Annotated in this window: 23 protein-coding genes and 1 pseudogene; 12 read left to right on the top strand and 12 right to left on the bottom strand. The window is 61.1% G+C overall.

What is annotated here, in order from left to right; all coding sequences use genetic code 11:
* Positions 1 to 86 precede the first annotated feature (86 nt).
* Positions 87 to 691 (bottom strand): annotated as a pseudogene (locus tag ACWKWE_RS18375) (TetR/AcrR family transcriptional regulator).
* A gap of 293 nt (positions 692 to 984) precedes the next feature.
* Here ACWKWE_RS18375 and ACWKWE_RS18370 point away from each other — a divergent pair.
* Together ACWKWE_RS18370 and ppnP are read left to right on the top strand one after the other, a co-directional pair.
* Positions 985 to 1,527, top strand: coding sequence for a 3'-5' exonuclease (locus ACWKWE_RS18370; protein WP_483851300.1), 543 nt, complete (start codon positions 985 to 987; stop codon positions 1,525 to 1,527).
* Between the two features lie 89 nt (positions 1,528 to 1,616).
* Entirely contained in the window at positions 1,617 to 1,904 is a 288-nt protein-coding gene (gene ppnP / locus ACWKWE_RS18365) for a pyrimidine/purine nucleoside phosphorylase (protein WP_483851299.1), read from the top strand.
* 111 nt (positions 1,905 to 2,015) lie between these two features.
* Here ppnP and ACWKWE_RS18360 read toward each other — a convergent pair whose 3' ends face one another.
* Positions 2,016 to 3,812, bottom strand: coding sequence for an ABC transporter transmembrane domain-containing protein (locus ACWKWE_RS18360; RefSeq protein ID WP_483851298.1), 1,797 nt, complete (start codon positions 3,810 to 3,812; stop codon positions 2,016 to 2,018).
* 312 nt (positions 3,813 to 4,124) lie between these two features.
* Here ACWKWE_RS18360 and ACWKWE_RS18355 point away from each other — a divergent pair, with 312 nt between their 5' ends.
* Positions 4,125 to 4,301: a PA1571 family protein gene (locus ACWKWE_RS18355; protein ID WP_166597943.1), complete on the top strand. Its 177-nt coding sequence runs from the start codon at positions 4,125 to 4,127 to the stop codon at positions 4,299 to 4,301.
* A gap of 99 nt (positions 4,302 to 4,400) precedes the next feature.
* On the opposite strand, the gene pdxB is transcribed toward ACWKWE_RS18355, so the two are convergent.
* Together pdxB and tusA are read right to left on the bottom strand one after the other, a co-directional pair.
* Entirely contained in the window at positions 4,401 to 5,549 is a 1,149-nt protein-coding gene (gene pdxB, locus ACWKWE_RS18350) for a 4-phosphoerythronate dehydrogenase PdxB (RefSeq protein WP_483851297.1), read from the bottom strand.
* Between the two features lie 78 nt (positions 5,550 to 5,627).
* Positions 5,628 to 5,882, bottom strand: coding sequence for a sulfurtransferase TusA (gene tusA, locus ACWKWE_RS18345; protein ID WP_166597941.1), 255 nt, complete (start codon positions 5,880 to 5,882; stop codon positions 5,628 to 5,630).
* A gap of 509 nt (positions 5,883 to 6,391) precedes the next feature.
* Here tusA and ACWKWE_RS18340 point away from each other — a divergent pair.
* The 8 genes from ACWKWE_RS18340 to ACWKWE_RS18305 all read left to right on the top strand — a co-directional run bounded on the left by ACWKWE_RS18340 (position 6,392) and on the right by ACWKWE_RS18305 (position 15,330).
* Positions 6,392 to 9,340 carry a monovalent cation/H+ antiporter subunit A gene (locus ACWKWE_RS18340; protein ID WP_483851296.1) on the top strand — a complete coding sequence of 983 codons (2,949 nt, stop codon included), beginning with the start codon at positions 6,392 to 6,394 and terminating at the stop codon, positions 9,338 to 9,340.
* A complete protein-coding gene (locus ACWKWE_RS18335; RefSeq protein ID WP_108237088.1) occupies positions 9,340 to 9,684 on the top strand; it encodes a Na+/H+ antiporter subunit C in 345 nt (114 codons plus the stop codon). The genes ACWKWE_RS18340 and ACWKWE_RS18335 overlap by 1 nt, the downstream gene beginning before the upstream one ends.
* Complete coding sequence (locus ACWKWE_RS18330; RefSeq protein ID WP_483851295.1) at positions 9,681 to 11,360, top strand: monovalent cation/H+ antiporter subunit D; 1,680 nt, start codon at positions 9,681 to 9,683, stop codon at positions 11,358 to 11,360. The genes ACWKWE_RS18335 and ACWKWE_RS18330 overlap by 4 nt, the downstream gene beginning before the upstream one ends.
* Positions 11,357 to 11,845, top strand: a complete 489-nt coding sequence (locus tag ACWKWE_RS18325) for a Na+/H+ antiporter subunit E (RefSeq protein ID WP_483851294.1) — start codon at positions 11,357 to 11,359, stop codon at positions 11,843 to 11,845. The genes ACWKWE_RS18330 and ACWKWE_RS18325 overlap by 4 nt, the downstream gene beginning before the upstream one ends.
* Positions 11,842 to 12,120, top strand: a complete 279-nt coding sequence (locus ACWKWE_RS18320) for a K+/H+ antiporter subunit F (protein ID WP_166597937.1) — start codon at positions 11,842 to 11,844, stop codon at positions 12,118 to 12,120. Before ACWKWE_RS18325 ends, ACWKWE_RS18320 begins: the two co-directional genes overlap by 4 nt.
* A complete protein-coding gene (locus tag ACWKWE_RS18315) occupies positions 12,117 to 12,485 on the top strand; it encodes a Na+/H+ antiporter subunit G (RefSeq protein ID WP_483851293.1) in 369 nt (122 codons plus the stop codon). The genes ACWKWE_RS18320 and ACWKWE_RS18315 overlap by 4 nt, the downstream gene beginning before the upstream one ends.
* Before the next feature lie 199 nt (positions 12,486 to 12,684).
* Positions 12,685 to 13,074, top strand: a complete 390-nt coding sequence (locus tag ACWKWE_RS18310) for a DUF2946 domain-containing protein (protein ID WP_483851292.1) — start codon at positions 12,685 to 12,687, stop codon at positions 13,072 to 13,074.
* Between the two features lie 120 nt (positions 13,075 to 13,194).
* Complete coding sequence (locus tag ACWKWE_RS18305) at positions 13,195 to 15,330, top strand: TonB-dependent receptor (protein ID WP_483851291.1); 2,136 nt, start codon at positions 13,195 to 13,197, stop codon at positions 15,328 to 15,330.
* Positions 15,331 to 15,356: 26 nt separating this feature from the next.
* Here ACWKWE_RS18305 and ACWKWE_RS18300 read toward each other — a convergent pair whose 3' ends face one another.
* Positions 15,357 to 15,824 (bottom strand): hypothetical protein, encoded by a 468-nt coding sequence (locus ACWKWE_RS18300; RefSeq protein ID WP_341959049.1) that lies wholly within the window; start codon positions 15,822 to 15,824, stop codon positions 15,357 to 15,359.
* Positions 15,825 to 16,162: 338 nt separating this feature from the next.
* Here ACWKWE_RS18300 and ACWKWE_RS18295 point away from each other — a divergent pair, with 338 nt between their 5' ends.
* Positions 16,163 to 16,399: a DUF2789 domain-containing protein gene (locus ACWKWE_RS18295; protein WP_166597932.1), complete on the top strand. Its 237-nt coding sequence runs from the start codon at positions 16,163 to 16,165 to the stop codon at positions 16,397 to 16,399.
* A gap of 58 nt (positions 16,400 to 16,457) precedes the next feature.
* Here the strand turns inward: ACWKWE_RS18295 and ACWKWE_RS18290 are convergent, their stop codons facing one another.
* From ACWKWE_RS18290 to ACWKWE_RS18260, 7 genes are all read right to left on the bottom strand, one after another.
* Positions 16,458 to 17,924, bottom strand: coding sequence for a T6SS phospholipase effector Tle1-like catalytic domain-containing protein (locus ACWKWE_RS18290; protein ID WP_483851290.1), 1,467 nt, complete (start codon positions 17,922 to 17,924; stop codon positions 16,458 to 16,460).
* 324 nt (positions 17,925 to 18,248) lie between these two features.
* The gene (locus tag ACWKWE_RS18285) at positions 18,249 to 19,868 is read right to left on the bottom strand and encodes a methyl-accepting chemotaxis protein (protein ID WP_483851344.1); all 1,620 of its coding nucleotides are present in this window, start codon (positions 19,866 to 19,868) and stop codon (positions 18,249 to 18,251) included.
* 209 nt (positions 19,869 to 20,077) lie between these two features.
* Positions 20,078 to 20,482 (bottom strand): TraR/DksA family transcriptional regulator, encoded by a 405-nt coding sequence (locus ACWKWE_RS18280; protein ID WP_166597929.1) that lies wholly within the window; start codon positions 20,480 to 20,482, stop codon positions 20,078 to 20,080.
* 466 nt (positions 20,483 to 20,948) lie between these two features.
* Positions 20,949 to 21,971 carry an ABC transporter permease gene (locus tag ACWKWE_RS18275; RefSeq protein ID WP_483851343.1) on the bottom strand — a complete coding sequence of 341 codons (1,023 nt, stop codon included), beginning with the start codon at positions 21,969 to 21,971 and terminating at the stop codon, positions 20,949 to 20,951.
* Between the two features lie 55 nt (positions 21,972 to 22,026).
* Complete coding sequence (locus ACWKWE_RS18270) at positions 22,027 to 23,595, bottom strand: sugar ABC transporter ATP-binding protein (protein ID WP_483851289.1); 1,569 nt, start codon at positions 23,593 to 23,595, stop codon at positions 22,027 to 22,029.
* Positions 23,596 to 23,675: 80 nt separating this feature from the next.
* Entirely contained in the window at positions 23,676 to 24,605 is a 930-nt protein-coding gene (locus ACWKWE_RS18265; RefSeq protein ID WP_166597927.1) for a sugar ABC transporter substrate-binding protein, read from the bottom strand.
* A 57-nt stretch (positions 24,606 to 24,662) separates the two neighbouring features.
* Positions 24,663 to 24,896 carry a hypothetical protein gene (locus ACWKWE_RS18260; RefSeq protein ID WP_166597926.1) on the bottom strand — a complete coding sequence of 78 codons (234 nt, stop codon included), beginning with the start codon at positions 24,894 to 24,896 and terminating at the stop codon, positions 24,663 to 24,665.
* Positions 24,897 to 25,022 lie beyond the last annotated feature (126 nt).

Genomic DNA, 25,022 nt, shown 5'->3' with positions numbered 1-25,022 from the left:
ACAAAGCACCTCTGGCGAATCGGAGTACGCGTAAGCTATGCGTTCGCGAACAATTAGACAACGGTCAAACGACATCAAAGCTGGCTTTAGGCCAGATCTGGCTGTTTCAACAGTAAAAGCAACGCCTGCTCCGCCAATTGTTCCAGGGTCAGAGTGCCCTCGGCGCGATACCAGGTGGTGGTCCAGGACAGCGCGCCCGTCAGGAAACGTCGGGTGACGGCCACATCCCCTTGCACCAGACCACAGGCCTTGGCTTCCCCCAGCACGTGCAGCCACAACTGCTCGTAAGCGTTGCGCAAGACCCGGACCCTCGCCTGCCCGTCGGCCGACAGCGAGCGCCACTCATAGATCATGACGGCCAGCGCTTCGCCGGTGCCGCCCATGATCGACTGCAATTCGCAGCGGATCAGCGCCAATACGCGCTCACGCACATCCCGGGTTTGCGCCAATGCGACACGCATCACCTCGGTGTTGTAGACCATGGTCTGCTCCATCACCGCGCACAGGATTTCATCCTTGCTGCGAAAGTGATGAAAAATGCTCCCCGACTGAATCCCCACGGCCGCCGCCAGGTCCCGCACGGTGGTGCGCTCATACCCCTTGTGACGAAACAGGTGCGCGCCACTTGCAGCAGCTTGCCCCGTGGGCTGTCCGGATCGGTCATCAGTCCGCCCGCGATCAGCCCGTGCATCACCGTCGACGTGTCGCGTTCATCCACCGCCATGCCCTTTCACTCGATCGCGAAAAAATCGCCTACAAAACCTACTGGTCGCGCGGCAATTTATGCCGAGCGCTTCAACCAAGCAAGCGCTTGGCCAGCATTTGGCCTTTCTGTCCGACGAAAAAAATCCTGGCCCGGATTAAACAATCGTCCGTCAGATGAGTCCCACGCAGTGATCACCCGTGATCGTCACGTTGGACGCAACGGCTCTAATATGGCTACGCTGCATCACGGTGCCACGGATTAGGAAACTGGAGCGAGCAATGCCCCATTGGTTGGTGATAGATCTGGAGGCCACCACCGAAGAGGGCGGATGGCCAGTGGCAGAGATGGAAATCATTGAGATCGGCGCCTGCGTGGTCAATTCGGACGGCCGCGAAATCGACCATTTCGAACGCTTCGTGCGCCCGGCGCGCAGGCCGCAATTGACCCCGTTTTGCCGCGAACTGACCCATATCCAACAAAGCCAGGTGGACACGGCGTCGCCCATGACGACGATCTGGCCGCAATTTGAACGCTGGATGAGCCATCACCGCACACGGCTGGTGGGCTGGGTCAGTTGGGGTGATTACGACCGCGAGCAATTGACGCTGCAATGGCAAGAGCATCAATTGACCAGCGAGCTGAGCGGCCTGCCGCACATCAACCTCAAACAGCGGTTTGCGCAGGCCCGTCAACTGCAAAAACCCTGCGGCCTGAATACCGCGCTGCAACTGGCGGGCATGCATTTCAATGGCCAGCAACACCGGGCTCTGACCGACGCGCGCAACACGGCGAGGTTGATCCCGTTGGTCATTCCTTCCTGAACGATGACGCATTTATCAAAGCGGATGACGGCCTTTTGTACGTTCGGCATACTGTCCGCCCTTTTTCAGCCCTTTCGAGGAGATCAGCCATGTTCAAGGTCAACGAGTATTTCGACGGCACCGTCAAGTCCATCGCCTTCCAGCAAGCCGAGGGCGCAGCCACCATCGGCGTCATGGCGCCCGGTACGTACAACTTCGGAACGGCCGATCGCGAAATCATGCACGTGATCTCGGGCTCGTTAAAAGTGCGACTCCCGGGCGAAACCCAGTGGCAAACCTATGAGGCTGGCAAAGCATTCCACCTGCCAGCCAACATCAAATTCGACCTGGAGGTCGCGGTCGAAACCGCCTACCTGTGCGAATACCGCAAGGGCTGATCGAGAATCTGTAGGAGTGAGCTTGCTCGCGATAGCAAAGCGTCAGACGCAGAGAATGCGTCGGATGTACCGGCCTCTTCGCGAGCACGGTGACCGCCACCCCGGTCACGCCTACAATGAACCTGCGCTCAATCCATCTGCCTGCATCCCCGCATTGAACTGCAACGCCGCCAACCGCGCATACAGCGGGTTGCTGGCGATCAATTCCCGGTGCGTGCCCACGGCTACCAGCCTCCCCTGATCCATCACCGCAATTCGGTCAGCGTTCTGCACCGTGGCCAGACGGTGAGCGATGACCAAGGTGGTGCGACCTTTCATCAACGTGGGTAATGCTTGCTGGATCAGATGCTCGCTCTGGGCATCCAGCGCGCTGGTGGCCTCATCGAGCAACAGGATTGGCGCGTCGGCCAGCAACGCACGGGCAATGGCGAGACGTTGACGCTGCCCGCCCGACAACCCCATTCCGCCATCGCCCAGATGCGTCTGATACCCCTGCGGCAGCAGTTGAATGAATTCGTGGGCATGAGCGATTCGCGCCGCTGCTTCGACCTGTTCGTCGCTGGCCTCGGGATTGCCGTAACGAATGTTGTCCTCGACGCTGCCAAAAAACAGCGCAGGGGTCTGCGAAACCCAGGCAAAACAGCGACGCAGGTCCAACGGATCGAGACGCTCACCCGGCACACCCTCTATCAACACACGTCCCTGCTGCGGGTCATAAAAACGCAGCAACAGGTCGAACAGCGTCGATTTACCCGCCCCCGACGGCCCCACCAACGCCAGCGTCTCACCCGCTTCAATGGTCAGGCTCAAACCCTCGACCGCGTTACGCTCAGGCCGGGAGGGGTAGGCAAAGCTGACATTTTCCAAGGCCAAGTGACCGCTCACGCGCTCCGGCAAGGTCAGCAGATCGCTGCTCGGGGGTGTGATTTCGCTGCGGGCCTGCAACAGTTCAGTGATGCGCTCCGCTGCGCCGGCTGCCCGTTGCAACTCGCCGATCACTTCGCTGAGGGTGCCGAACGCGCTGCCGACGATCAGACTGTAGAACACGAACGCCGCCAGCTCGCCCCCGGTGATTCGCCCGGCGATGACGTCCATGCCGCCGACCCACAGCATCACCGCCACGGCACCGAGCACCAGCACGATGACCAGAGTGATCAGCCACGAGCGCTGAAGAATCCGCTTACGCGCCGTCTCGAAAGCGCCTTCCGCTGTCTGGGAAAAACGCTGTCGGTCCTGTTCCTGATGGTTGTAGGCCTGAACCGTCTTGATCTGTCCCAGCGCTTCCGACACGTAACTGCCAACGTCCGCCACCCGGTCCTGGCTTTCCCTCGACAGGCTGCGCACCCGTCGCCCGAAAATCAGGATCGGCGCGACCACCAGCGGCAACGCCACGACCACGATGCTGGTCAGCTTGGGATTGGTGAAAAACAGCAGGATCACGCCACCAATCACCATCAGGGCATTGCGCAGGAACATCGACAGCGACGAGCCGATCACCGATTGCAGCAACGTCGTGTCAGCAGTGAGGCGTGACTGGATTTCCGAGCTTCGGTTGTTCTCATAAAAGCCGGGGTGCAGACTGACCAGGTGATCGAACACTTGCTTGCGCAGATCGGCCACCACCCGCTCGCCAATCCACGACACCAGATAAAAGCGGGTAAACGTGCCGATGGCCAACGCCACCACCAGCACCATAAACAGCGCGATGCTTTCGTTGAGCAATTCCGGCGAGCGGGTCAGAAAACCCTTGTCGACCATCATTTTGATGCCCTGTCCCATGGACAACGTGATGGCGGCGGTGACGATCAGCGCCACCAAAGCGCCAAAGGCCTGCTTGCGATACGGCGCGATCATCCGCAGCGCCAGACGAAGGGCATGCCGCTGACGACCGGAAAACACAGAAGCCATGAAAGTCACCTGTAGGAAAATTCAGGGCAGAGCCTACACCTGCCCCTCTGTGTACGCTCGTCGTGTTTTGCTGAACTCAGTCGCTGTCTGCCAGTCAGGATAAGGGAGTCCACGCTGTTAAAGCGCCGCGTTATGACGCTAATCAGGGACGGTTAGAGTGGATCGGTCTAACGGTCGGCTGGCGATTGACGCCGTCATCTGTTGCACTGAAGGGACGCTTGGAGCGTGCGCGCTTGAAGCGTTCAGGGATGTCATGGCGCGGTCATCGAGCGTGGATAACCTGAAGCGCACCACCTGATGAGGAGACAGGCCATGAGCTTGCAAAACAGCAGCAATCAAGAACCCGTGGTACGGCCCCAGCCCGAATCTCAACTGGGCGGCGCTGTTCTGGACGAGTACGGGAATCAGGTCCTGATTACTGAAGAAATGGTTCAGGCCGCGTGTCAGGAATGCGAAAAGTATTGGGTCAAACCTGAAAAACAAGACTGATGAACAGACGCCTTTGAAACCCGGCCCTCCCGCCGGGTTTTTTCTGCGTGCGGCTTGGCAGATTGCCCAACCCGAGCGTCGTATCTGCAGTCACGCCTATCACTCGCCGGCCGACACCGCACCCAGCGCCTGAATGATCTGCTGCAAGGCTGCGGACTGGCCGCTCAGGCTCACCCGCAAGCCTTCGATTTCCCGGCGCGGCGGATAGTGTTTGCGCAGGGCGTCGAAGGCCAGTCGCTGGCTGGATGAATCGCCCACCAGGCTGCGACGGAAATCCGCATCGTCGCGGCGCGGGTCGTAGACGCCCCGGCACAGCATGTTCAGCGCCCAGGTGGGGTCAGTGTTGGCGTCTAGGGTGACCTGCGCCAGCCAGGGTTTGGGCAGCAAGTCTTGCAGCTCGATAGTCGCTGGCTGGCCCAGATACGCGCACAGTGCCTGGTAAATCTGCGCCGTGCCGCGTTGACGCCCGTCGAGGCTGTAACCGGCAATGTGCGGAGTGCCGATGACGCACAGGTCCGCCAGCGCCACATCGACGAGCGGCTCTTCTTCCCAGACGTCCAGCACGGCTTGCAGGTCTTCCCGCTCAAGCAGCACTTCACGCAACGTGGCGTTGTCCACGATCGGGCCGCGGGCGGCATTGATCAGCCAGGCGCCCGGCTTGAGGGACTCCAGACGAGTGCGGTCAAACAGGTGCCAGGTTGGCAGCTCGCCACTTTTATTCAGAGGCGTGTGCAGGCTGATGACGTCGCAACGGGCGATGATCTCGTCGAGGCTGACATAATCGCCGCCTTCGGCTGCCTGTCGGGGAGGGTCGCAGACCAGCACATTCCAGCCCAGCCCACGCAAAACTTTGATCAGCCGACCACCGACCTGCCCCGCGCCCACCACGCCATAGGTGCGCTGGGCAAGGTCAGCGCCTTCGATTTCAGCGAGGGTCAGCAGGCTGCCGAGCACGTAATCCACCACGCCCCGGGCGTTACACCCTGGCGCGCTGGACCACTGAATGCCCGCTTCGTTGAAGTAATCGAGGTCGAGGTGATCGGTGCCGATGGTGCAGGTGCCGACGAAACGAACCGGCGTGCCTTCCAGCAGCTCTCGGGTGACTTTGGTGACTGAGCGCACCAGCAGAATGTCGGCATCGGCCACCGCTGCGCGGTCGAGGGTGCGTCCGGGGTGGCGGCGGATCTCGCCAAAACCAGAGAAGAAGGCGTCAAGCAGTGGAATGTTTTCGTCGGCAACGATGCGCATGGTGGGCTCCCTGAAGTGGCGGCAGTGTAGGCGCTGGTGTCCGAGGGGGCCAGCGCTGCGCTCACTTCAAGGGTGGACTTACGCGGATTTCTTGCGGATCCAGTACAAGTAAACGCCGTCGGCGGCCTGCTTTTCGACGAGTTCGTGGTCGAGGAAGACACAGAATTTCGGGATGTCGCGCTGGGTCGACGGGTCGGTCGCGATGACCTTGAGCAAACCACCCGCCGGCAGGTCGCGCACCTTCTGGTGCAACATCATCACAGGCTCAGGGCAATTGAGGCCGGACGCGTCGAGGACCGCGTCAACGGCAAGGCTTTCGATGGAATCAGACATGGGGCGCTCCGGAAACTGGCGAGCATTGTCGCTTAAATGGGCAAAGGCGCCAATCGTCGCGGGTGTTTCCTCCGGTTTTGAGGGCCCTGCCGCCGGCAAGCCGGACTGGTACGGAGGTTAGTGTCGCTCACACGAAGGCCTGTACGCGGCAACACCCTGTGGGAGCGAATTCATTCGCGAAAGACCGTTCAGGCGTTAGAGATGCGTCGGATGTACCGGCTCTTCGCGAATGAATTCGCTCCCACAGTGAAGACCGTGCACGGCTTTAAGACTTGCGCGGACTCCCTGGCAGCACGGCTTGCCGGCGGTGCCGATCAAGGTCCGTCCGTCGGCAAGCCGGACTGCTACAGGGGCTCGGTGCATTACAGAGTGCCATCAACCTTCGCCACTATCTGCGGTCAACTACGCTGCTGCCTACAGTCTTTGTAGGATTCTGCGACATCTTGGCGGTTGGTGATGCACGATGCAGACCGTATGATCCTTGACATTTTTCCGCAGATTAGAAGCCTATGTCCCTGATAGTTCTACTGCTTCTGCCTTTCATCGGCAGCTGTCTGGCGGCGCTTTTGCCGCACAACGCTCGCAACAGTGAATCCATCCTGGCTGGCCTGATCGCCCTGATCGGCGCGGTGCAGGTCGCGTTGTGGTATCCGCAGATCGCTCACGGCGGTGTGATACGCGAAGAGTTTTTCTGGCTGCCAAGCCTCGGGCTCAACTTCGTCCTGCGTCTGGACGGATTCGCCTGGCTGTTCTCGATGCTGGTGCTGGGGATCGGCACCCTCGTCTCGCTTTACGCCCGCTATTACATGTCGCCGGACGACCCGGTGCCGCGCTTTTTCTCGTTTTTCCTCGCGTTCATGGGCGCCATGCTCGGGCTGGTGATGTCCGGCAACCTGATTCAGATCGTGTTTTTCTGGGAGCTGACCAGTGTTTTCTCGTTCCTGTTGATCGGCTATTGGCACCATCGCGCCGACGCCCGACGCGGCGCGTACATGGCGTTGATGGTCACCGGCGCGGGCGGGCTGGCGCTGCTGGTGGGGGTCATGCTGTTGGGCCACGTGGTCGGCAGTTACGACTTGGACCGGGTGCTCGCGTCGGGCGACGCCATCCGTGCTCACGCCCTCTACCCCGTTCTGCTGACCCTGATCCTCATCGGCGCCCTCAGCAAAAGCGCGCAATTCCCCTTCCATTTCTGGCTGCCACACGCCATGGCCGCGCCGACGCCCGTGTCGGCGTACCTGCACTCGGCGACGATGGTGAAAGCCGGGGTGTTCCTGCTGGCGCGGCTGTGGCCTGCGTTGTCCGGCAGTGAACAATGGTTCTGGATCGTCAGCGGCGCGGGGGCCTGCACGCTGGTGATCGGCGCGTATTCGGCGATCTTCCAGACCGACCTCAAGGGCCTGCTGGCCTATTCCACCATCAGCCACCTCGGCCTGATCACCCTGCTGCTGGGCCTCAACAGCCCGCTGGCGGCGGTGGCGGCGGTCTTTCACATTCTCAACCACGCGACCTTCAAGGCCTCGCTGTTCATGGCCGCCGGGATCATCGACCACGAAAGCGGCACACGTGACATTCGCAAACTCAGCGGCCTGATCAAACTCATGCCCTACACCGCGACCCTGGCCATGGTCGCCAGCGCCGCCATGGCCGGGGTGCCGCTGCTCAACGGCTTCCTCTCGAAAGAAATGTTCTTCGCCGAAACCGTGTTCATCACCTCCACCGCCTGGGTCGAAACCGCGCTGCCGGTGATCGCGACCATCGCCGGGACCTTCAGCGTCGCCTACTCCCTGCGCTTCACGGTGGACGTGTTCTTCGGCCCGAAAGCCACCGACCTGCCCCACACGCCCCACGAGCCGCCGCGCTGGATGCGGGTGCCGGTGGAATTGCTGGTGCTGGCCTGCCTGATCGTCGGCATTTTTCCCGCCTTGTCGGTCGGCCCCCTGCTGGCGGCCGCTGCGCAACCCGTGGTCGGCGGCACGTTGCCCGAATACAGCCTCGCCATCTGGCACGGCTGGAACGCCCCGATGATCATGAGCCTGATCGCCATGGCGGCGGGCATCATCCTGTATCTATTCCTGCGTCCGCACTTCAAACGTGACCGTTTCAAAAAGACCCCGTTGATCGGGCGCCTGAACGGCAAGCGCCTGTTCGAAGCGGTGCTGATCACCAAACTGCGCATCGCCCGAGCGCTGGAAGAGGTGCTCACCACCCGTCGCCTGCAAGCCCAGCTGTTCTTGATGGTGTTCGTGGCATTGGTGGCGGGCTTCGTGCCGATGTACGACAGCGGCCTGACCTGGGGCGACCGGCCTAAAATTCCGGGGTCCGGGGTGTTCGTCATGCTCTGGTTGATCGCCATCGCCTGCGCCCTCGGGGCTGCGTGGCAAGCCAAGTACCACCGGCTCGCGGCCGTGACCATGGTCGGTGTCTGCGGTTTGATGACGTGTGTGACCTTCGTCTGGTTCTCGGCACCCGACCTGGCCCTGACCCAATTGGCCGTGGAAGTGGTCACCACGGTACTGATCCTGCTCGGCCTGCGCTGGCTGCCGCGCCGTAACGAAAACGTCGCCCCGCCCACGCGCTCACGCAATCGCGCGCGGGTTCGTCGGGTGCGCGACTTTATCCTCGCCGTGGCGGTGGGCGGCGGCATGGCGTTGCTGTCCTACGCGATGCTGACCCGCCCCACGCCGAACGCGATCTCCGAGTTCTACTTGAGCCGGGCACTGAGCCAAGGCGGCGGCACCAACGCCGTCAACGTGATGCTGGTGGATTTCCGTGGCTTCGACACCTTTGGCGAAATCACCGTTCTCGCGGTGGTTGCATTGACGGTCTTTGCGCTGCTGCGCCGCTTCCGTCCGCCAAAAGAGAGCATCGCCCTGCCCGCGCAGCAACGCCTGTTGGCGCGCGACGTGGTCACGGATCTGGTCAACCCGCGTCATGCCAAGGACACCGCGCTCGGCTTCATGATGGTGCCCGCCGTGCTGGTGCGCCTGCTGTTGCCGGTGGCGTTCGTGGTCTCGATGTACTTGTTCATGCGCGGCCACAACCAGCCCGGTGGCGGGTTCGTCGCCGGGCTGGTGATGTCGGTGGCCTTCATTCTCCAGTACATGGTGGCGGGCACGCAGTGGGTCGAAGCGCACATGAGCCTGCGCCCGCTGCGCTGGATGGGCACAGGATTGATCTTCGCCCTGGCCACCGGGCTGGGGTCGATGGCCCTGGGTTACCCGTTCATGACCACCCACACCGCGCATCTGCACGTGCCGCTCCTCGGTGACCTGCATGTGGCGAGCGCGCTGTTCTTCGACATCGGCGTGTACGCCGTGGTCGTCGGTTCGACGCTGCTGATCCTCACAGCGCTGGCCCACCAATCGGTGCGCAGCCATCGCCCGACGTCGCTGCCGCAGCCCATTGAACCGGTGCCCGTAACCCCTGCGCCAGCCACCTCCCAAGGAGCCATGTGATGGAAGAAGTCATCGCGATTGCCATCGGCGTGCTCGCCGCGTCGGGCGTGTGGCTGATCCTGCGCCCACGGACCTTTCAGGTGGTCATGGGCCTGTGCCTGCTGTCCTACGGCGTCAACCTGTTCATCTTCAGCATGGGCAGCCTGTTCATCGGCAAGGAGCCGATCATCAAGGACGGCGTGCCTCAAGACTTGCTCAACTACACCGACCCGCTGCCTCAGGCGCTGGTGCTCACCGCCATCGTCATCAGCTTCGCCATGACCGCGCTGTTTCTGGTGGTGTTGCTTGCCTCTCGCGGCCTGACCGGCAACGACCACGTCGACGGTCGGGAGGGCAGCGAATGAGCGTGATGAACCAACTGATCATTGTGCCGATCCTGCTGCCGGTGCTGACCGCCGCGTTGATGTTGTGGATCGGCGAGAAGCGTCGCCCGATCAAGGCCGCGATCAATGTGCTGTCCACGGCGCTGGGGCTGGGCATCTCGATCACGCTGATGATGTGGGTGCAGAAGACCGGGACCACCGGTTCGATTGGCGTGTATTTGCCGGGCAACTGGGAGTCCCCCTTCGGCATCGTGCTGGTGGTCGATCACTTGTCGGCGCTGATGCTGGTGCTGACCGGCATCGTCGCCTTCTGTGCGCTGCTGTTCGCGTTGGCCCGTTGGGACCGCGCGGGAGCGAGTTTTCATGCGCTGTTTCAGATTCAACTGATGGGCCTCTATGGCGCGTTCCTCACGGCCGATCTGTTCAACCTGTTCGTGTTTTTCGAGGTGCTGCTGGCCGCGTCGTATGGCCTGATGCTCCACGGGTCGGGACGTGCGCGGGTGTCGGCGGGGCTGCATTACATCACCATCAACCTGCTGGCCTCGTCGCTGTTTCTGATCGGCGCGGCGCTGATTTACGGCGTGACCGGCACCCTGAATCTGGCCGACCTCGCGGTCAAAATCCCACAAGTCTCCGAGGCTGATCTGGGCCTGCTGCACGCCGGGGCCGCGATTCTGGCGGTCGCGTTTCTGGCCAAGGCCGGCATGTGGCCGCTGAACTTCTGGCTGGTCCCGGCCTATTCCGCCGCCAGTGCGCCGGTGGCGGCGCTGTTCGCGCTGATGACCAAGGTCGGCGCCTACACCTTGTTGCGTTTGTGGACGCTGCTGTTCTCGGGCCAGGCCGGTGCGTCGGCGTTCTTCGGCGGCGACTGGCTGATCTGGGGCGGCATGGCGACCCTGGCCGTGGCGGCGGTTTCCATCGTCGCGGCCCAGCGGCTGGAACGCATGGCCAGCCTGAGCATTCTGGTGTCAGCGGGGATTCTGCTGTCGGCCATCGGCTTCGGGCAGCCGAGCCTGACGGCGGGTGCGCTGTTTTATCTGGTCAGCTCGACCCTGGCGCTGAGCGCGCTGTTCCTGCTCGCCGAACTGGTGGAGCGTTCGCGTTCGGCCAATGAGATCCCGCTGGAAGACGACGCCGATCAGCTGCCCAAAGCCATGGAATCGCTGCACCCGCTGCCGGGCACCAACCTTGATGACGAACAGAAGGCCGTGGTCGGTCAGGTGATTCCCTGGACCATGGCGTTTCTGGGCCTGAGTTTCATCGCCTGCGCCTTGTTGATCATCGGCATGCCGCCGCTGTCGGGGTTCCTCGGCAAACTGACGCTGATCAGCGCCCTGCTCAACCCGCTGGGGCTGGATGTCGCAAAAGACGAAGCCATTCGCGGCGCCAGTTGGGCGTTGGTTTCGCTGCTGATTGTCTCGGGGCTGGCTTCGCTGTTCGCGTTCGTGCGCGTGGGCATGAAGCGGTTCTGGACCGCGCAGGACCGCCCTTCTCCCGCGCTGCGCCGCAATGAGTGCATGCCCATCGCGCTGCTGCTCGGCGCCTGCATCGTCCTGACGTTCAAGGCCCAGGCGCTGCTGCATTACACCCAGGACACCGCGCAGGCGCTGCATGATCCGCAGCAGTACGTGCTGTCGGTGATGGCCGCAAAACCGGTGCCCTCCCCGAGCACCGCCAGCGCGGAGGTGCAGCCATGAGCCGCGTGTTTCCTGCCCCGCTGTTGTCGCTTGCATTGTGGGCGCTGTGGTTGCTGCTCAACCTGTCGCTGAGCGCGGGCAATCTGTTGCTCGGCGCGTTGTTGGGGTTCTTTGCGCCGATCCTGTTCGCGCCGTTGCGCCCGCAGCCTGCGCGGATTCGACGACCGGGCGTGGCGCTGAAGCTGTTCTTTCTGGTGGGACGTGACGTGCTGGTGTCGAATCTGGTGGTCGCCTGGGGCGTATTGCGCGCTCGCCACAATCCGCCGCGTTCGGCGTTCGTCAAAGTGCCGCTCGACCTGCACGACGCCCACGGGCTGGCCGCGCTGTCGATGATCTGCACCGTGGTGCCGGGGACGGTCTGGTCAGAGTTGGCACTGGATCGCAGCGCGTTGCTGATGCACGTCTTTGACCTGGACGACGAGGCGCGTTTCATCGAGCACTTCAAGAGCACCTACGAACGCCCGCTGATGGAGATTTTTCAATGAGCCCGCTGCTGACCAATGCGATCTTGTTCAGCCTGTCGCTGTTCACGGTGGCGATGATCCTCACCCTCATCCGCCTGTTCAAAGGCCCTTCGGCGCAGGACCGGGTATTGGCGCTGGATTACCTTTACCTGCTGGCGATGCTGATGATGTTGGTGCTGGGGATTCGGTATGCCAGCGACACCTATTTCGAGGCCGCACTGCTGATTGCGCTGTTCGGTTTTGTCGGGTCGTTCGCGCTGGCAAAATTCCTCCTGCGCGGTGAGGTGATCGAATGAATTCGTTGCAGGTGTTGCCGTTTTGGGTCGAGGTGCTGACGGCGCTGTTGCTGGTTGCCAGCAGCGTGTTTGCATTGATCGGCGCCTTGGGGTTGTTGCGGATGAAAGACTTCTTCCAGCGCATGCACCCCCCAGCGCTGGCCTCGACGATCGGGGCGTGGTGCGTGGCGTTGGCGTCGATCGTCTATTTCTCGGCGTTGAAAGAAAGCCCTGTGCTACACGCCTGGCTGATCCCGATCCTGCTGGCGATCACCGTGCCCGTGACAACGCTGCTGTTGGCGCGCACCGGGCTGTTCCGCAAACGCATGGCCGGAGACGCCGACGTGCCTCCCGAAGTGTCCGAAGGGCAACACGAAGGGCGCTAACCGGTCCTTGTAGGAGCGAATTCATTCGCGAAAGAGGGTCCAGCCGATAGGGATGTGTGGGATGTACCGGCTCTTCGCGAATGAATTCGCTCCCACAGTAGAGACGCCGGAGGTTACCACGGCAGCGAAGTGGGCCTGCGCTCATCGCGCCAATTTGCCGCACCCCGTTCATCGCCTCACTTCTGTTAAATTTCTCGCCATGAAACTGGCCCGCTCTGACCGACACCTGATCGCATGGATGCTTTACTGCTGCGTCCTGTTCAACGTGTTCGCCTGCAGCATCGGTCATGGCCAGATGGTCGGCATGCAACTCAACGGTATCGGCGGTGAATTCTGCTCCACCGATGGCCGGGCGCTGAAAACCGTCGAGGCATTCAAACCGGGTGATCAAAAGCTCCCGACGCTGTCTGCGGCGTTCGGTTGCCCCTTATGTTCCACCGGAGGCATGGGCCCGGCGCTGAACTCCAGCCTGACCCTCAACCTCCTCCCCGAGCAACACAGCCCACCACCTGCGGTTGTCGCGTCCTGTGAAATCCCCTCCGCTTTCCATTGGCCCACCGCCAATCCCCGCGCGCCGCCCTTCGCCTGATCTGATTTCAGCCCCTTGATTTTCCCGTGTTTCGGATCGCCGTTTCCGTGCCGGTGCACGTCCGCCGCGAACACGCGCCGAAGACTCGGGATTCGCTCGCCCTCATTTCAGGTTTTAACCATGAAACGCATTCCCCTGCTCGCCGGTTTGATCGGCAGCCTGTCTCCACTCGCCTATGCGCAATCGGCCATTGATCTGGCCCCCGTCACGATCAACGACGACCACCTCACCGACCCCAACGGACTGAACCTCGAACAACAGGCCGCCAGCGCCACCCATCTGGGCCTGACGTTGCGCGACACTCCCGCCTCTATCGCCGTCGCCAACCGCTCGGACATCGAACGCCGAGGCGCGCAGAACTTTCAGGACGCTGCCAACGCCTTGCCCGGCGTCAACGCTAGCGCGCCGCCCGGCTTCGGGGGGTTCATTTCCTATCGTGGTTTCACCAGCAGCCAGGTGACGCAGATGTTCAACGGCATCAACGTCGCCACCGGCCTGGCGCGCCCGGTCAACAGCTGGATCTACGACCGCGTCGAACTGCTTGGCGGACCGTCCTCCGTGATGAACGGCGCGGGCTCGGTGGGCGGCTCGCTGAACTACGTCACCAAACTGGCCAATCGCGAGGAACAGGCCGCCGAGGGGCGCATCAGCTACGGCAGTTTCGACACCACGCAAACCGCCTTTGGCGTAAACCACGCGCTCAGCGATCCCACTTCGGACATTCAGCACTACGCCCGTCTGGACGTCAGCCACACCACCAGCAACGGCTACATCGACCGCCAGGAAAACGATGCCTGGAACGTGGCCTTTTCCCTGCTCAGCGACATCACGCCGAACCTGTCCCACACCCTGGCGCTGGAATATCAGGACGAACACGAAGACAGCCCCTATTGGGGCACGCCGGTGCTCAACCCCAAGGCGGGGGAATTGAAGATCGACAAACACGACCGCTTTCGCAATTACAACGTCGACGACGGGCTGTACGAACAGCGCACGAAGTGGATTCGCTCGATCATCGATTACCGCATTGATGACGCCACGACCTTGCGCAACACCCTCTATCACCTCGACAGCCAGCGCGATTACCGGAATCTGGAGACCTACCAGTACAACGCCGACAACAGCGCGATCAATCGCTCGACCGCCTACCTGGTGCGCCACGAAGGCACGCAAGGCGGCGATCAGTTCGAGCTGCGTCATGAAAGCAGCCTGCTGGGCATGGCCACGACCTGGGCGGGGGGCTTCGAGTACAAGGTCAACAGCACCACCAGCAACCCGTGGAATGTCCCGGCGAACAACACCGTAAATCCGGACGCGTTCGATCCCGGTCACTTTTACGACTTGCCCGGCACGCGACAGGGGTTCGTCAAGGACAAGACCAACGAGGTGACGACCCAAGCAGTCTTCGTAGAGAACCATTTGGCGCTGAATGAACAATGGTCATTGGTGACCGGCCTGCGCTACGACGACATCGACCTGGACGTGACCAACCATCGCATGGTGACCGCCAGCAACCCCCGCCACTTGCGACGAGACTGGCAACCGGTGACGGGCCGCGCGGGTCTGACCTGGCAGTTCGTGCCCAGCGCCAACGTGTACGTGCAATACAGCACCGCCGCCGAGCAGCCCGGCGGGACGCAGAATTTCGATGTGTCCACGGGCAAGCAGTGGGAAATCGGCAGCAAGTTCGACTACCTGCAAGGCCGGGGTTCGGCCACAGTCGCGGCCTACACGATCGAGCGCAAGGACTTCGCCGTGACCGACCCGCAGGACCCGACCAACACCATCCCGGTGGGCCAGCAATCCTCGCGGGGGGTCGAACTGGCCAGCGCGCTGCGGATCACGCCGGCGCTACTCCTCGAAGGCAACATTGCCTGGGTCGACGCGCAGTACGACGAGTTCAGCGAAAAGAACGCCGCCGGGGTGGTGGTCTCACGCAAGGGCAACACACCGACCAACGTGCCGGAACGGGTCGGCAATCTGTGGCTGACCTACGACTTCACCCCGCGCTGGCAAGGCGGCGTCGATGCGCGCTACGTGGCGTCGGTGTATGCCGACAATGCCAATACGCAGACGGTGCCGTCCTACACGCTTTATGGCAGCTTTCTGACCTTCAAGGTGGACTCACACACATCGGTCACCGGCCGCGTCCGCAACCTCACCGATGAGGTGTATGCGCGCTTCGCCCATGTGTCACCGGCGTATTACCTGGGAGAACCACGAACGTTCGAACTGGCGGTGCAGACCCGCTTCTGACGCGAAAACGGTTCAGGGTCAGCGAATCACTCGCTGGCCTTGAACACCAGTTCGCCCTTGCGCCACTTGGCCGCTTTAGCCGTGGCGGCTTTCAAGACTTTGCTCAGGCCCTGTTGGATCTGTTCATGGGCCGCGAACACCATGAACACCGTGTGGGATTCCTTGAACACAATGCCGTGACCTTCGGGCACTTCGACGAAGGCATACTCGCCCAGACCGTAGACGGTCATCTTGATTTCACGAAAACGGAGTTCGAATTTGCCACCCTCACGGCTCGGCAATACGGCAGCACGAAAGTGATCGCCCACCTTGAGCTCCAGACGCGGTTTGTCATCGACGACCAGCGCAGCCTCGGTGTCGATTTCGGACATGTAAATGCCCTCGGGAGACTGCTCGATGACATAAACGAAACGTGCCTGGAACAGCTTCACCAACTTCGCGCGCAAATCGCCAAGCACGAATAACGCATGGGTATCCAGATTACTTACTGCCAATGTACAAACTCCCAACCTGATATGAACTTGCCCGGCAATTGGCCAGGCAAGGGTAACGACAAGGAAAACGATGCGTCCCGGGTGCCGGACGCTGGCACGCGCCAGGATTCTACCGGCTGAGAGTCTATACGGGATATATGCCTTCCGTCCGTAATGTAGCCGTTTTTGTACATGAATGTGCGCGTGCGCCTGTGTCCAATCGCCGAGACATCACGCAGGGCGCGGGCTGAATCGTTCAGGCAGATACGTCGAACTCTTGCTCACCTCCCACACTCACATGCAACACAGGTGACGAACTGATCACGCTCATCACGACCGCAGCCTTCAAGGGAGACATCATGGAACTCACGACACCGACACTGGCGACACTGTTCGAACAATTGGGACTCGATGCCGATGAAGCCAGCATTGACGCTTTTATCAGCCAACACGCCCTGCCGGATGACGTGAAGCTGATCGACGCCGACTTCTGGACCCCGCAACAGGCGCGTTTTTTAAAAGAAGAACTGCGAGTGGATGCCGAGTGGGCGCCCGTCGTGGATGAGTTGAACGAACGGCTGCACCCGAAAAAATGACACTGCCGGACGGTACGAGGCGGCCGAATTCAGGCCGCCTTCGCCCCGGCTGGTCGTGTCACAACGGATAACCCCGCTGCGACACATTGAGAAAGCGCTGCCGCCCGTCCAGCTCCGGTGCATGCACGAAGAGCGTATCCACCAGCGCGCCTCGTCGACCCAGCGTCCCGTTCCAGTGCGCGGAACAATGGATATAGCGCCGATAGAGCATTTTCATTTCATCCGGGGACAATGCATCGCCCTGTCCCCGCGCATACGCCATCAATTTTTCTGCCACATTCCGTAACTCTGGCGGCAGGCTCAGGTCGGCAGTGTCCGGTATTGGCCGGAACGGCACACCCTCGTCACACGCCAACCCATGCATCACCCGCAGGTACACCCGCGAGAGATGGCCGAACACGCGACGTTGCAGCTTCACGCTGGCCACGACAGTCTTCATTCCATGCCCCCTCTGCCCCATCCGCTCGTGGCATTCGACGCAGATAGAAGAAGTCTCGTCAGTCGGGTCGATCCAGCGCTCGGCGTTCAACTGGTCCATTTCGGCGTGGGTCTGCAGCCACGCCTCGGTGGCGTCGAACGGCGTATTGGCGCTGACCAGACTGCGCCGGGGTCTGGTCAGTGAGACCGTTTCCATGCTTTGCGGTTGATAACCGCCGCCGATGTCCGAGTGGCTTCCGGGGAGCATGATCTCCTTCGGCCACCCCGGCATGACGCTGTTCAACGCGAAATTGCGCCGATGCTCATCAGCCGCAACCAGATGCAGCACCTGCTGCGCACAGCCTGGCGGCAGGAACAGATTCACCCGCGCATTGGATGCATCGCGCACGCTGCCCAGATCAGAGAGACCGCCCACCGCCGCCACGGTATCGAACAGCCCTATAATCTTCAGCCGCACACTGCCCGCTGCCCAGGAGAAATCCGAGGACAGCGGCAGCTTGCGGGGATCGAGAACGGGCCCGAGGGCGCCCCGGGACTGCTTGAGCACTTCATTGGCCAGATGACGGGCCGCCGCCGCGCCCCGGCTGAACCCGAAAAGGTCTAACTCCAGGCCCGCGATCACGCAGCCGGGGTTATGCAGGTCGAATGTCTTGAGAAAATCGCTGATCTTTTTGACCGCGACCAATGCCTTGGCGACAACGCCCGTGTAACCCCGCCCAAATCCCTGGCCGGACAATCGCGAATCCCTCCCGCCGGAGGTGGTGCCAATACCGCTGATATAAAAAACTTCATAAAGTCTCAACCCGGCCCCGTCATTGGTCGCCTTGGGTTGGTGCCGATATAAGTCAGCCAGCCTCGCAATGTTAGTGAAATCATTGCTGTAACTGCTGGAAGGGTCAGAGTGGCGTCCTCCGCACTCCTTGATGTGCTCACCCTTGTAGATTTCCGCCATGGCCTGACAGTCGGCCCCGATCTGGCTGTTGACGCGGTTGTTGCCCGTCCCGTCAAAGAAAACGCCGATGCGGACGATGACCCCGAGTTTACCCGCCGCGCTGCTCGAACCTGTACCCCAGTGTAGTGCTGTCATGTGTAATTACCTGTGAGGGTTTGTTAAAGTCCGAATAAACTTTTTACATATCCAGACATATAACTCACAGAATGATTGCACCTCCGAAAACGTCAATACAGCAAGTAGTTATTCAGAAACTTCCCACTTAAATATCAGACCATTAAAAAATTGCGCCCCTTCTTTCCCACAACGGAAGACGTAATCACTGACAAACAACAAACACACCTAAACATTTAATATCGGCACAAACAATATATAAATATTACTTCTTGGTTTTTCATTTGTGCCAAGGGACATCAGGCCGGAGCATTACCCGGGCCGATGATCGGGAAGCTTACGGTGTCACCCGTGGAGCGCGCCGCTACCGGGTTTATACCCAAGCCGCAACCCGCCCCAATGCCTTCCCTTGACGATGATCGGCACAGAGAGATCGTGCATCAGCTCGCCGGTGTCGCGGGTGTAGGTTTGCAAGAGCATGGGCTGTTGATGGCTGCCGCAGCGAATGCCAGTGCGATCGTCGAATTTACGCTTGGTGCGGTTGTGCACCGTGTCGGCGGCAGGATCGCCGGTGAGGGGTTGGCTGAACGCCAGATTGTGGGTCGGGACGTAACCCTGCTGGGTGCAGGCGATGGCGAACACCAGGCCTTCATGCCGGGTCAGCAACGGCTCCTGGATGGAAGGCAAGACCTGGTCGGTGTAGCGGTCAAACCGGGTCTGGAATTTGGGCGGCGATGTGTTGGCAATGGGCTGGTAATGACGATCAAACAGGTCATCCAGGCTGACACGGTGCTGGTCGATGTCCTGCTCGAAGCGACGGGCAATCTCACTCGCCCCTTCACGAGCGAGGTCGTAGATGCGCTGGTGATAGTCTTCCAGACCCACCTCCGCCAGCCGCTCGCTGATGGTCTCGGCCTGGCCCTCCATCTGCACGGCAGATTTAGCCAATTGACGGGTCTGGTCGTCGCTGATCGCCAGGTCGCTGCGCATTTGTTCAATGGCCACGAACAGGCTGCTCAATTGCCCTTGATTGTTCTCCGCGCCCGAGGCGATCTCGCTGACCTGCCCTTCCACCCCGGCGGCCAACTGCGCAATGCTCGCCAATTGACGGCCCGTGGTTTCCACCTGCCCGACGCCGCTGTCCAGGTCCCCCGCCAACTGGCGAATCTGCTCGACCACTTGCGCAGTGCGCTGCTGGATGTCGGCGACCATCTCCCCGACTTCGCCGGTGGCGGTGGCCGTTCGGCCCGCCAGCCCACGCACCTCGTCGGCCACGACAGCGAAACCGCGCCCGTGCTCACCGGCCCGAGCGGCTTCGATGGCAGCATTGAGCGCCAGCAGATTGGTCTGGCTGGCAATTGACTGAATGACCGACGTCACCCGTTGAATGTCTTCGCTGCGTTGACTCAGGGCTTCGATCAGTTGACGGCTGCTGTCGGCGCGCTCGCTGAGTTGATGCATCAAAGCGATGGAGGCATTAAGTACGATCAGCCCGGCGTCGCTGCTTTGCCGCACTTCACTGGCCGCGCCCAACGCTTGCTGGCTGAGGGACGACGTGGCGCGCTCAGTGGCGATCATCACGTCAGCGCTGCTGACGATCTGCTCGGCGGCATCGACCTGGGATTGCAGCTTGCTTGCCAGTTGCTTGACCGAAAACGCCACCGCCGCCGCTGACAGGGCGTTGTGACTGGTGCTGCGGGACAGGTCGCGGGTCAGGCGCTCCAGGGCATCGTCGGGCTGGCCAGCAGGCTCAACGATTGTTCGGGCAGGGATAAAGCGCGGCAACCAGAGGGTCAGCAAGCCGAGGGGCAGGCACACATAGACTGACAGTTCGCCCCACGCCATGGCAGCAAACAGCAGACATAACGCGAGACTTTGCAGGCAAAGCCCCAGCCAGCGGGGGTTTGCAGCGGGCAATACGCTCGCCGCCGATTGTGCGGGTAACGAACGCGACCCGGTGCCCATGCCATTAGCCGTCATATCCTTGACCCACCCTGCTTATCATTATTTTGAAAGCATTAAACGTCAGATGGCGGCCATGCGCCATGAGTCATTAGTGGTAGTCGGTCGGATTTTTGTCCGCTTCATCCGGAGCGATCAGAATCACAAATCGCAGGCGACAAAAAGCCCGACGGCCTCGCAAGGCAATCGGGCTTTGAACCACAGCGGGCGGATCAGGCCTGGCGCTGGTGGCGGTCGATCTGCTCGTGGCGTTCCTGAGCTTCGATGCAGTATTTGGTGGTCGGGCTGATCAGCAGGCGCTTCAGACCGATAGGCTCACCACTGTCATCGCACCAGCCGAACGTGTCTTCGGCGATACGGGTCAACGCCATTTCCAGCTGTGGAAGCATGCGCTGATCGCGGTCGATCACGTTGACCAGCCAGTGACGCTCTTCTTCGACGGAAGCGGCATCAGCGGGATCAGCCGGGGTGTCCAGGCTTTCGATAGCGATACGGCTCTGCTCGATGCGCTCGTGGATTTCCACTTTCATGGCTTGCAGCAGCTCGATGAAGAATGCGTGTTGCTCCGCGTTCATGTAGTCATCGGCCGGCATCGCCAGCAACTTTTCCTTGGTCATTGATTTCTCTATAAAAAAACGTGCATTAGGGCGAATCAAGGGAGCGCCTTGGCCCGATCGTAAAGGTCGCGAGTCACCAGCGCCGTCGTCTCCAAGCGCACCCGGCACTCAATTTACGAGGGGCGGCAGTCTAAGGCCGGGTTTCGTACTCGGCAACATAATTGAACAAGATTCGCTCAACAACCCCCTAAATCCCCGGTGGCGTTGAGCCAAACCGGTGTTTCAACCTGTGTCTGCCATGACAAGCTCATCGGATTCGGCACCGTTATCGCGAGCAAGCTCACTCCTACAGGCACGCGTAACCCTGTAGGAGTGAGCTTGCTCGCGATGGCGTCCGGCCTGCCAACACCGGCTTTCTGGACGCTGTCTGACAGGCCATCGGCCGTTCGGTTCAAACCGGCAGAAAAACGAAAAGGGCCCCTCTGCGGGCCCTTTTCACGTTCATCAAACGACTGGCATCACGACATCAGCGTTTGAGCTTGCGTTTGTTGCGGTACTGGTCGATGACCACCGCGACGACGATGATCAGGCCTTTGATGATGTCTTGCACATAGGCATCGACGCCGACGAAGGTGAAGCCGCTGGCCATCACCCCGAGAATCAGCGCGCCGATCACGGTGCCGGTGATCCGACCGACGCCGCCCGCCAGGCTGGTGCCGCCGATCACAGCGGCCGCAATCGCATCCAGTTCGTACGAAACGCCCATCCCTGCCTGCCCCGTCGCAGCCCTTGCCGAGGCCACTACACCGGCAAGCCCGGCCAAGAGGCCCGCGATGCTGTAGACAATCACCAAGTGACGCTTGACGTTGATCCCGGAGGTGCGCGCCGCCTGCATGTTGCCGCCGATGGCGTAGGTGTATTTGCCGTATTTGGTGTAGCGCAGGGCGATGTGGAAGATCACCGCCACCACCAGAAAGATGATCACGGGCATCGCGCCCTGACCGATGGCGGTGTAGGAATCGTTGAGCATGCTCACGGGCTGGCCGCCGGTGTAGAAACGCGCCAGGCCACGGGCCGACACCATCATGCCGAGGGTGGCGATGAACGGCGGAATCCCGGTGATGGCGATGATGCTGCCGTTGATCGCCCCGGCCAACAGCCCCACCCCCAATCCGGCCATGACCGGTATCCACACCGGCAGGTCGGTCAGTGAAGGAAATACAGCGCGGGTGTAATCGGAGGATTGCGCGAGACTGGCCGCGATCATCGCCGTCAACGCCAGCACCGAGCCGGACGACAGGTCGATGCCCGTGGTGATGATCACCTGTGTCACGCCAATGGCGATCATTCCGATGATCGACACTTGCAGGATCATCAGCACCAGCCGCTGGGAGTTCATCAGAAAGCTCTGATCCCGCACGACCCAGCCGAAGATTTCGAAGATCAGGCCGATGCCGATCAGCACCAGAAAGATGCTCAGCTCGGTAGGCATCCGACGTTTGTGCTTGGTCGGCGCCACGGCGGGTTTGTTTTCCAGGATCGCGTTCATCTTCATGTGTGCCTCTTATTCTTGTTACGACCCACGAGGGGCCAGTGACAGGCCTTTAGTGGATCGAATTGCCGGACGCCAGGTGCATGACCCGCTCCTGAGTTGCCTCGGCACGGTCCAGCGTGCCCATCATTTCACCTTCGTGCATGACCAGGACCCGATCACTCATGCCCAGCACTTCCGGCAATTCCGAGGAGATCATGATCACCGCCATGCCTTCGCTGGCCAGCAGGGAAATCAGCCGGTAAATCTCGGCCTTGGCGCCGACGTCGATGCCTCGGGTCGGTTCGTCGAGAATCAGCACCCGGGGATTGGTCATCAGCCAGCGCGCAATCAAGGCCTTTTGCTGATTGCCGCCAGACAGCGTGTCGATGCATTGCTCCAGAGACGGCGTCTTCACGCGTAATTTTTTGCACATGTCTTCGCACAGGGCGCGCAGCGCTTTCTGGTGCACGAAGCCGTTGCCGACGTAATGCGGCAGCACCGCCATCTCCATGTTTTCCAGCACTGACAGGCACGGAAACAGGCCGCTGAGTTTGCGATCTTCGGTCAACAGCGCGAAGCCTTTCTCGATGGCGAAGTGCGGGTCGGTGACTTTGATCGGCGCGCCGTCCAGCTGAATCTCGCCGCCGGTGCACGGGGTGATGCCAAAGATCGTTTCGGCGACGTTGGTACGCCCCGATCCCATCAAACCGGCGATGCCCAGCACTTCACCGGCGTGCAAATCGAAGGACACATCCTTGAACACCCCCTCCAGCGACAGGTTGCGAACGGAGAGCAGTAGCTTGCCCATCGGCGTGTCACGCTCGGGGAACAGCTGGGTCAGTTCGCGCCCTACCATCATCGAAATCAGGCTGTCGCCGTCCATGCTGTCGGCGCGCTGCAGGCCGATGTAGGCGCCGTCGCGGAACACGGCCACTTCGTCGGCGATGGCGAACACCTCGTTCATTTTGTGGGTGATGTAAATGATGCCCTTACCTTGCGCCCGCAGGTCGGCAATGATCGAAAACAGGTGGGCGACTTCCTTCTCGGTGATGGCAGAAGTCGGTTCGTCCATGATCAGCACGTCTGAGTCGTAGGACACGGCCTTGGCGATCTCGACCATCTGCCGCTCGGCGATGCTCAGATTGCCGACGTGCTCTTCCGGGTCGAGGTCGATGCGCAGGCGGTCCAGCAATTCTTGAGTGCAGCGGTGCATGGCGCGGTGATCGACCATGTGAAAACCGTTGAGCTGCTCGCGGCCGATCCAGATGTTCTCGGCAATGGTCATGTGCGGCATCAGGTTGAGTTCCTGATGGATCATCGCGATGCCCGACTGCAAGGCTGACAGCGGGGTTTCGAACACCACCGGTTTGCCCCGCAGGCGGATTTCGCCGGTGTCCGGCTGGTAGATCCCGGCGATGATTTTCATCAGGGTGGACTTGCCCGCACCGTTCTCGCCCATCAACGCCAGCACGCTGCCTGGGCGGACGCGCAGTTCCACGTCGTCCAGCGCCACCACGCCCGGAAAGCCTTTGCTGATGTGGGTGATTTCCAGCAGGTAGGGATGCTCGGCAGCGGTGGCCGCGCGGTCGGCGGTGGCGCTGGCCGGGGCAGCGGTCGAAGCAGTAGCGGATGCGAACATGGTCACAGGCTCCTCAGGCGACATCGGCGCAGAGGGGGAAGACCCGCCTCTGCGTCCTGTCCGTCGTCGTGGTGTGGACGTTATTTGAACGTGCTGACGTTTTCAGGCGTGATCAGCTTGAACGGGATCACGATGGCCTGTTGCGGCAGCGTTTCCTTCTTCGCCAGTTTCACAGCGGCGTCGATGGAGCCTTCGCCCTGCCCTTTGGCGTCCTGGAACACCGACACGGTCAGGTCGCCCTTCTTGACAGCAGCCAGGCCGTCCGGGGTGCCGTCGACACCGGCCACGAGCACGTCGCCTTGCTTCTTGCCCGCTTGCTTGAGGGCCATGGAGGCGCCGATGGCCATTTCGTCGTTGTTGGAAAGCACGGCACTGAAATCACGGCCTTGGGTCAGCCAGTTGTTGGTGATGTCCATGCCTTTCTGCCGACCCCAGGCGCCTTCCTGTTCTTCGGCAATTTTGATGTCCGGGTATTTTTTCAGGACCTCTTTGACGCCTTCGGTGCGGTCGCGGGTCGAGTTGTTCGACAGCTCGCCCAGCAAAATCACCACGGTGCCTTTGCCGCCCAGTTTGTCGGCGACGTATTGCATCTGCATACGGCCCGCTTCCTTGTCATCAGAGGTCACGGAGGCCACGCCTGCGGGCAGCTTCGGATCATCCGGACGGCGGTTGACGTAGACCAGCGGAATCCCGGCAGCGGTGGCGGCCTTGGTGATGCGCGCGGTGGCGGCGGTGTCCACCGGATTGACGATCAGTGCATCGACTTTTTTGCCGATCAGCTCCTGCACCTGGTCGAGCTGTTTGTTGACGTCGTTGCGGCCATCGACGAACTGCAGGTCGACGCCGCCCATGTCCTTGGCCTTTTTGCCCATGTCTTCGCGCATATAGGTCAGGTAGGTGTCATCGAACTGCGACATGGCCACGCCAATTTTCAGGTCGGCCGCCAGAGTGGCGCCACTGCTGAGCATCAGGGCCAGTGCCAGGGAGGTAAAACGGGCTTTGGTGTTCATGTACGGTCTTTCTCCAAATTCTTGTTGTTGTATGAATTGGCTAACGACTGCGGGTGTTCAGAGGGTGTTTTTTGGGCTGGCAAAATCCGGGCTTGGAAAATGGGCCACCGACGCACTCGCCGAACCACAGACCATCACGCCGCTGCTTTGAACGCAGAGGACGCGGGCGAGGATTTCAAGGGTTTTGTCGAACGTGATAGCGGGGGTCAGGCGGGACAGCGCCCGGGAATGGGCAAGCAGCGAACGTGATGCGGAACGGCAGACCTTGACGGCTGATTTGAGCATGTTCATCGACGGTACCTGTCTTCTTGGCTTTCTTGTTTTTGTTTCGTTCGATCAGACGGTGGAAACGGTCTGAACGTCGAGATTCGGCAACCTGGAAATGACTCTATTGGAAAATAATTTCTACTTCAACAG

The organism is Pseudomonas salicis (assembly GCF_057128705.1).
This window is presented reverse-complemented; position numbering and strand designations above follow the sequence as displayed.

What these genes read in the sequence shown, in the direction of transcription:
- ACWKWE_RS18370 (WP_483851300.1), top strand. Translation starts at nt 985, where the DNA reads ATGCCCCATTGGTTGGTGATAGATCTGGAGGCCACCACCGAAGAGGGC.
- ppnP (WP_483851299.1), top strand. Translation starts at nt 1,617, where the DNA reads ATGTTCAAGGTCAACGAGTATTTCGACGGCACCGTCAAGTCCATCGCC.
- ACWKWE_RS18360 (WP_483851298.1), bottom strand. Translation starts at nt 3,812, where the DNA reads ATGGCTTCTGTGTTTTCCGGTCGTCAGCGGCATGCCCTTCGTCTGGCG.
- ACWKWE_RS18355 (WP_166597943.1), top strand. Translation starts at nt 4,125, where the DNA reads ATGAGCTTGCAAAACAGCAGCAATCAAGAACCCGTGGTACGGCCCCAG.
- pdxB (WP_483851297.1), bottom strand. Translation starts at nt 5,549, where the DNA reads ATGCGCATCGTTGCCGACGAAAACATTCCACTGCTTGACGCCTTCTTC.
- tusA (WP_166597941.1), bottom strand. Translation starts at nt 5,882, where the DNA reads ATGTCTGATTCCATCGAAAGCCTTGCCGTTGACGCGGTCCTCGACGCG.
- ACWKWE_RS18340 (WP_483851296.1), top strand. Translation starts at nt 6,392, where the DNA reads ATGTCCCTGATAGTTCTACTGCTTCTGCCTTTCATCGGCAGCTGTCTG.
- ACWKWE_RS18335 (WP_108237088.1), top strand. Translation starts at nt 9,340, where the DNA reads ATGGAAGAAGTCATCGCGATTGCCATCGGCGTGCTCGCCGCGTCGGGC.
- ACWKWE_RS18330 (WP_483851295.1), top strand. Translation starts at nt 9,681, where the DNA reads ATGAGCGTGATGAACCAACTGATCATTGTGCCGATCCTGCTGCCGGTG.
- ACWKWE_RS18325 (WP_483851294.1), top strand. Translation starts at nt 11,357, where the DNA reads ATGAGCCGCGTGTTTCCTGCCCCGCTGTTGTCGCTTGCATTGTGGGCG.
- ACWKWE_RS18320 (WP_166597937.1), top strand. Translation starts at nt 11,842, where the DNA reads ATGAGCCCGCTGCTGACCAATGCGATCTTGTTCAGCCTGTCGCTGTTC.
- ACWKWE_RS18315 (WP_483851293.1), top strand. Translation starts at nt 12,117, where the DNA reads ATGAATTCGTTGCAGGTGTTGCCGTTTTGGGTCGAGGTGCTGACGGCG.
- ACWKWE_RS18310 (WP_483851292.1), top strand. Translation starts at nt 12,685, where the DNA reads ATGAAACTGGCCCGCTCTGACCGACACCTGATCGCATGGATGCTTTAC.
- ACWKWE_RS18305 (WP_483851291.1), top strand. Translation starts at nt 13,195, where the DNA reads ATGAAACGCATTCCCCTGCTCGCCGGTTTGATCGGCAGCCTGTCTCCA.
- ACWKWE_RS18295 (WP_166597932.1), top strand. Translation starts at nt 16,163, where the DNA reads ATGGAACTCACGACACCGACACTGGCGACACTGTTCGAACAATTGGGA.
- ACWKWE_RS18290 (WP_483851290.1), bottom strand. Translation starts at nt 17,924, where the DNA reads ATGACAGCACTACACTGGGGTACAGGTTCGAGCAGCGCGGCGGGTAAA.
- ACWKWE_RS18285 (WP_483851344.1), bottom strand. Translation starts at nt 19,868, where the DNA reads ATGGGCACCGGGTCGCGTTCGTTACCCGCACAATCGGCGGCGAGCGTA.
- ACWKWE_RS18280 (WP_166597929.1), bottom strand. Translation starts at nt 20,482, where the DNA reads ATGACCAAGGAAAAGTTGCTGGCGATGCCGGCCGATGACTACATGAAC.
- ACWKWE_RS18275 (WP_483851343.1), bottom strand. Translation starts at nt 21,971, where the DNA reads ATGAACGCGATCCTGGAAAACAAACCCGCCGTGGCGCCGACCAAGCAC.
- ACWKWE_RS18270 (WP_483851289.1), bottom strand. Translation starts at nt 23,595, where the DNA reads ATGTTCGCATCCGCTACTGCTTCGACCGCTGCCCCGGCCAGCGCCACC.
- ACWKWE_RS18265 (WP_166597927.1), bottom strand. Translation starts at nt 24,605, where the DNA reads ATGAACACCAAAGCCCGTTTTACCTCCCTGGCACTGGCCCTGATGCTC.
- ACWKWE_RS18260 (WP_166597926.1), bottom strand. Translation starts at nt 24,896, where the DNA reads ATGAACATGCTCAAATCAGCCGTCAAGGTCTGCCGTTCCGCATCACGT.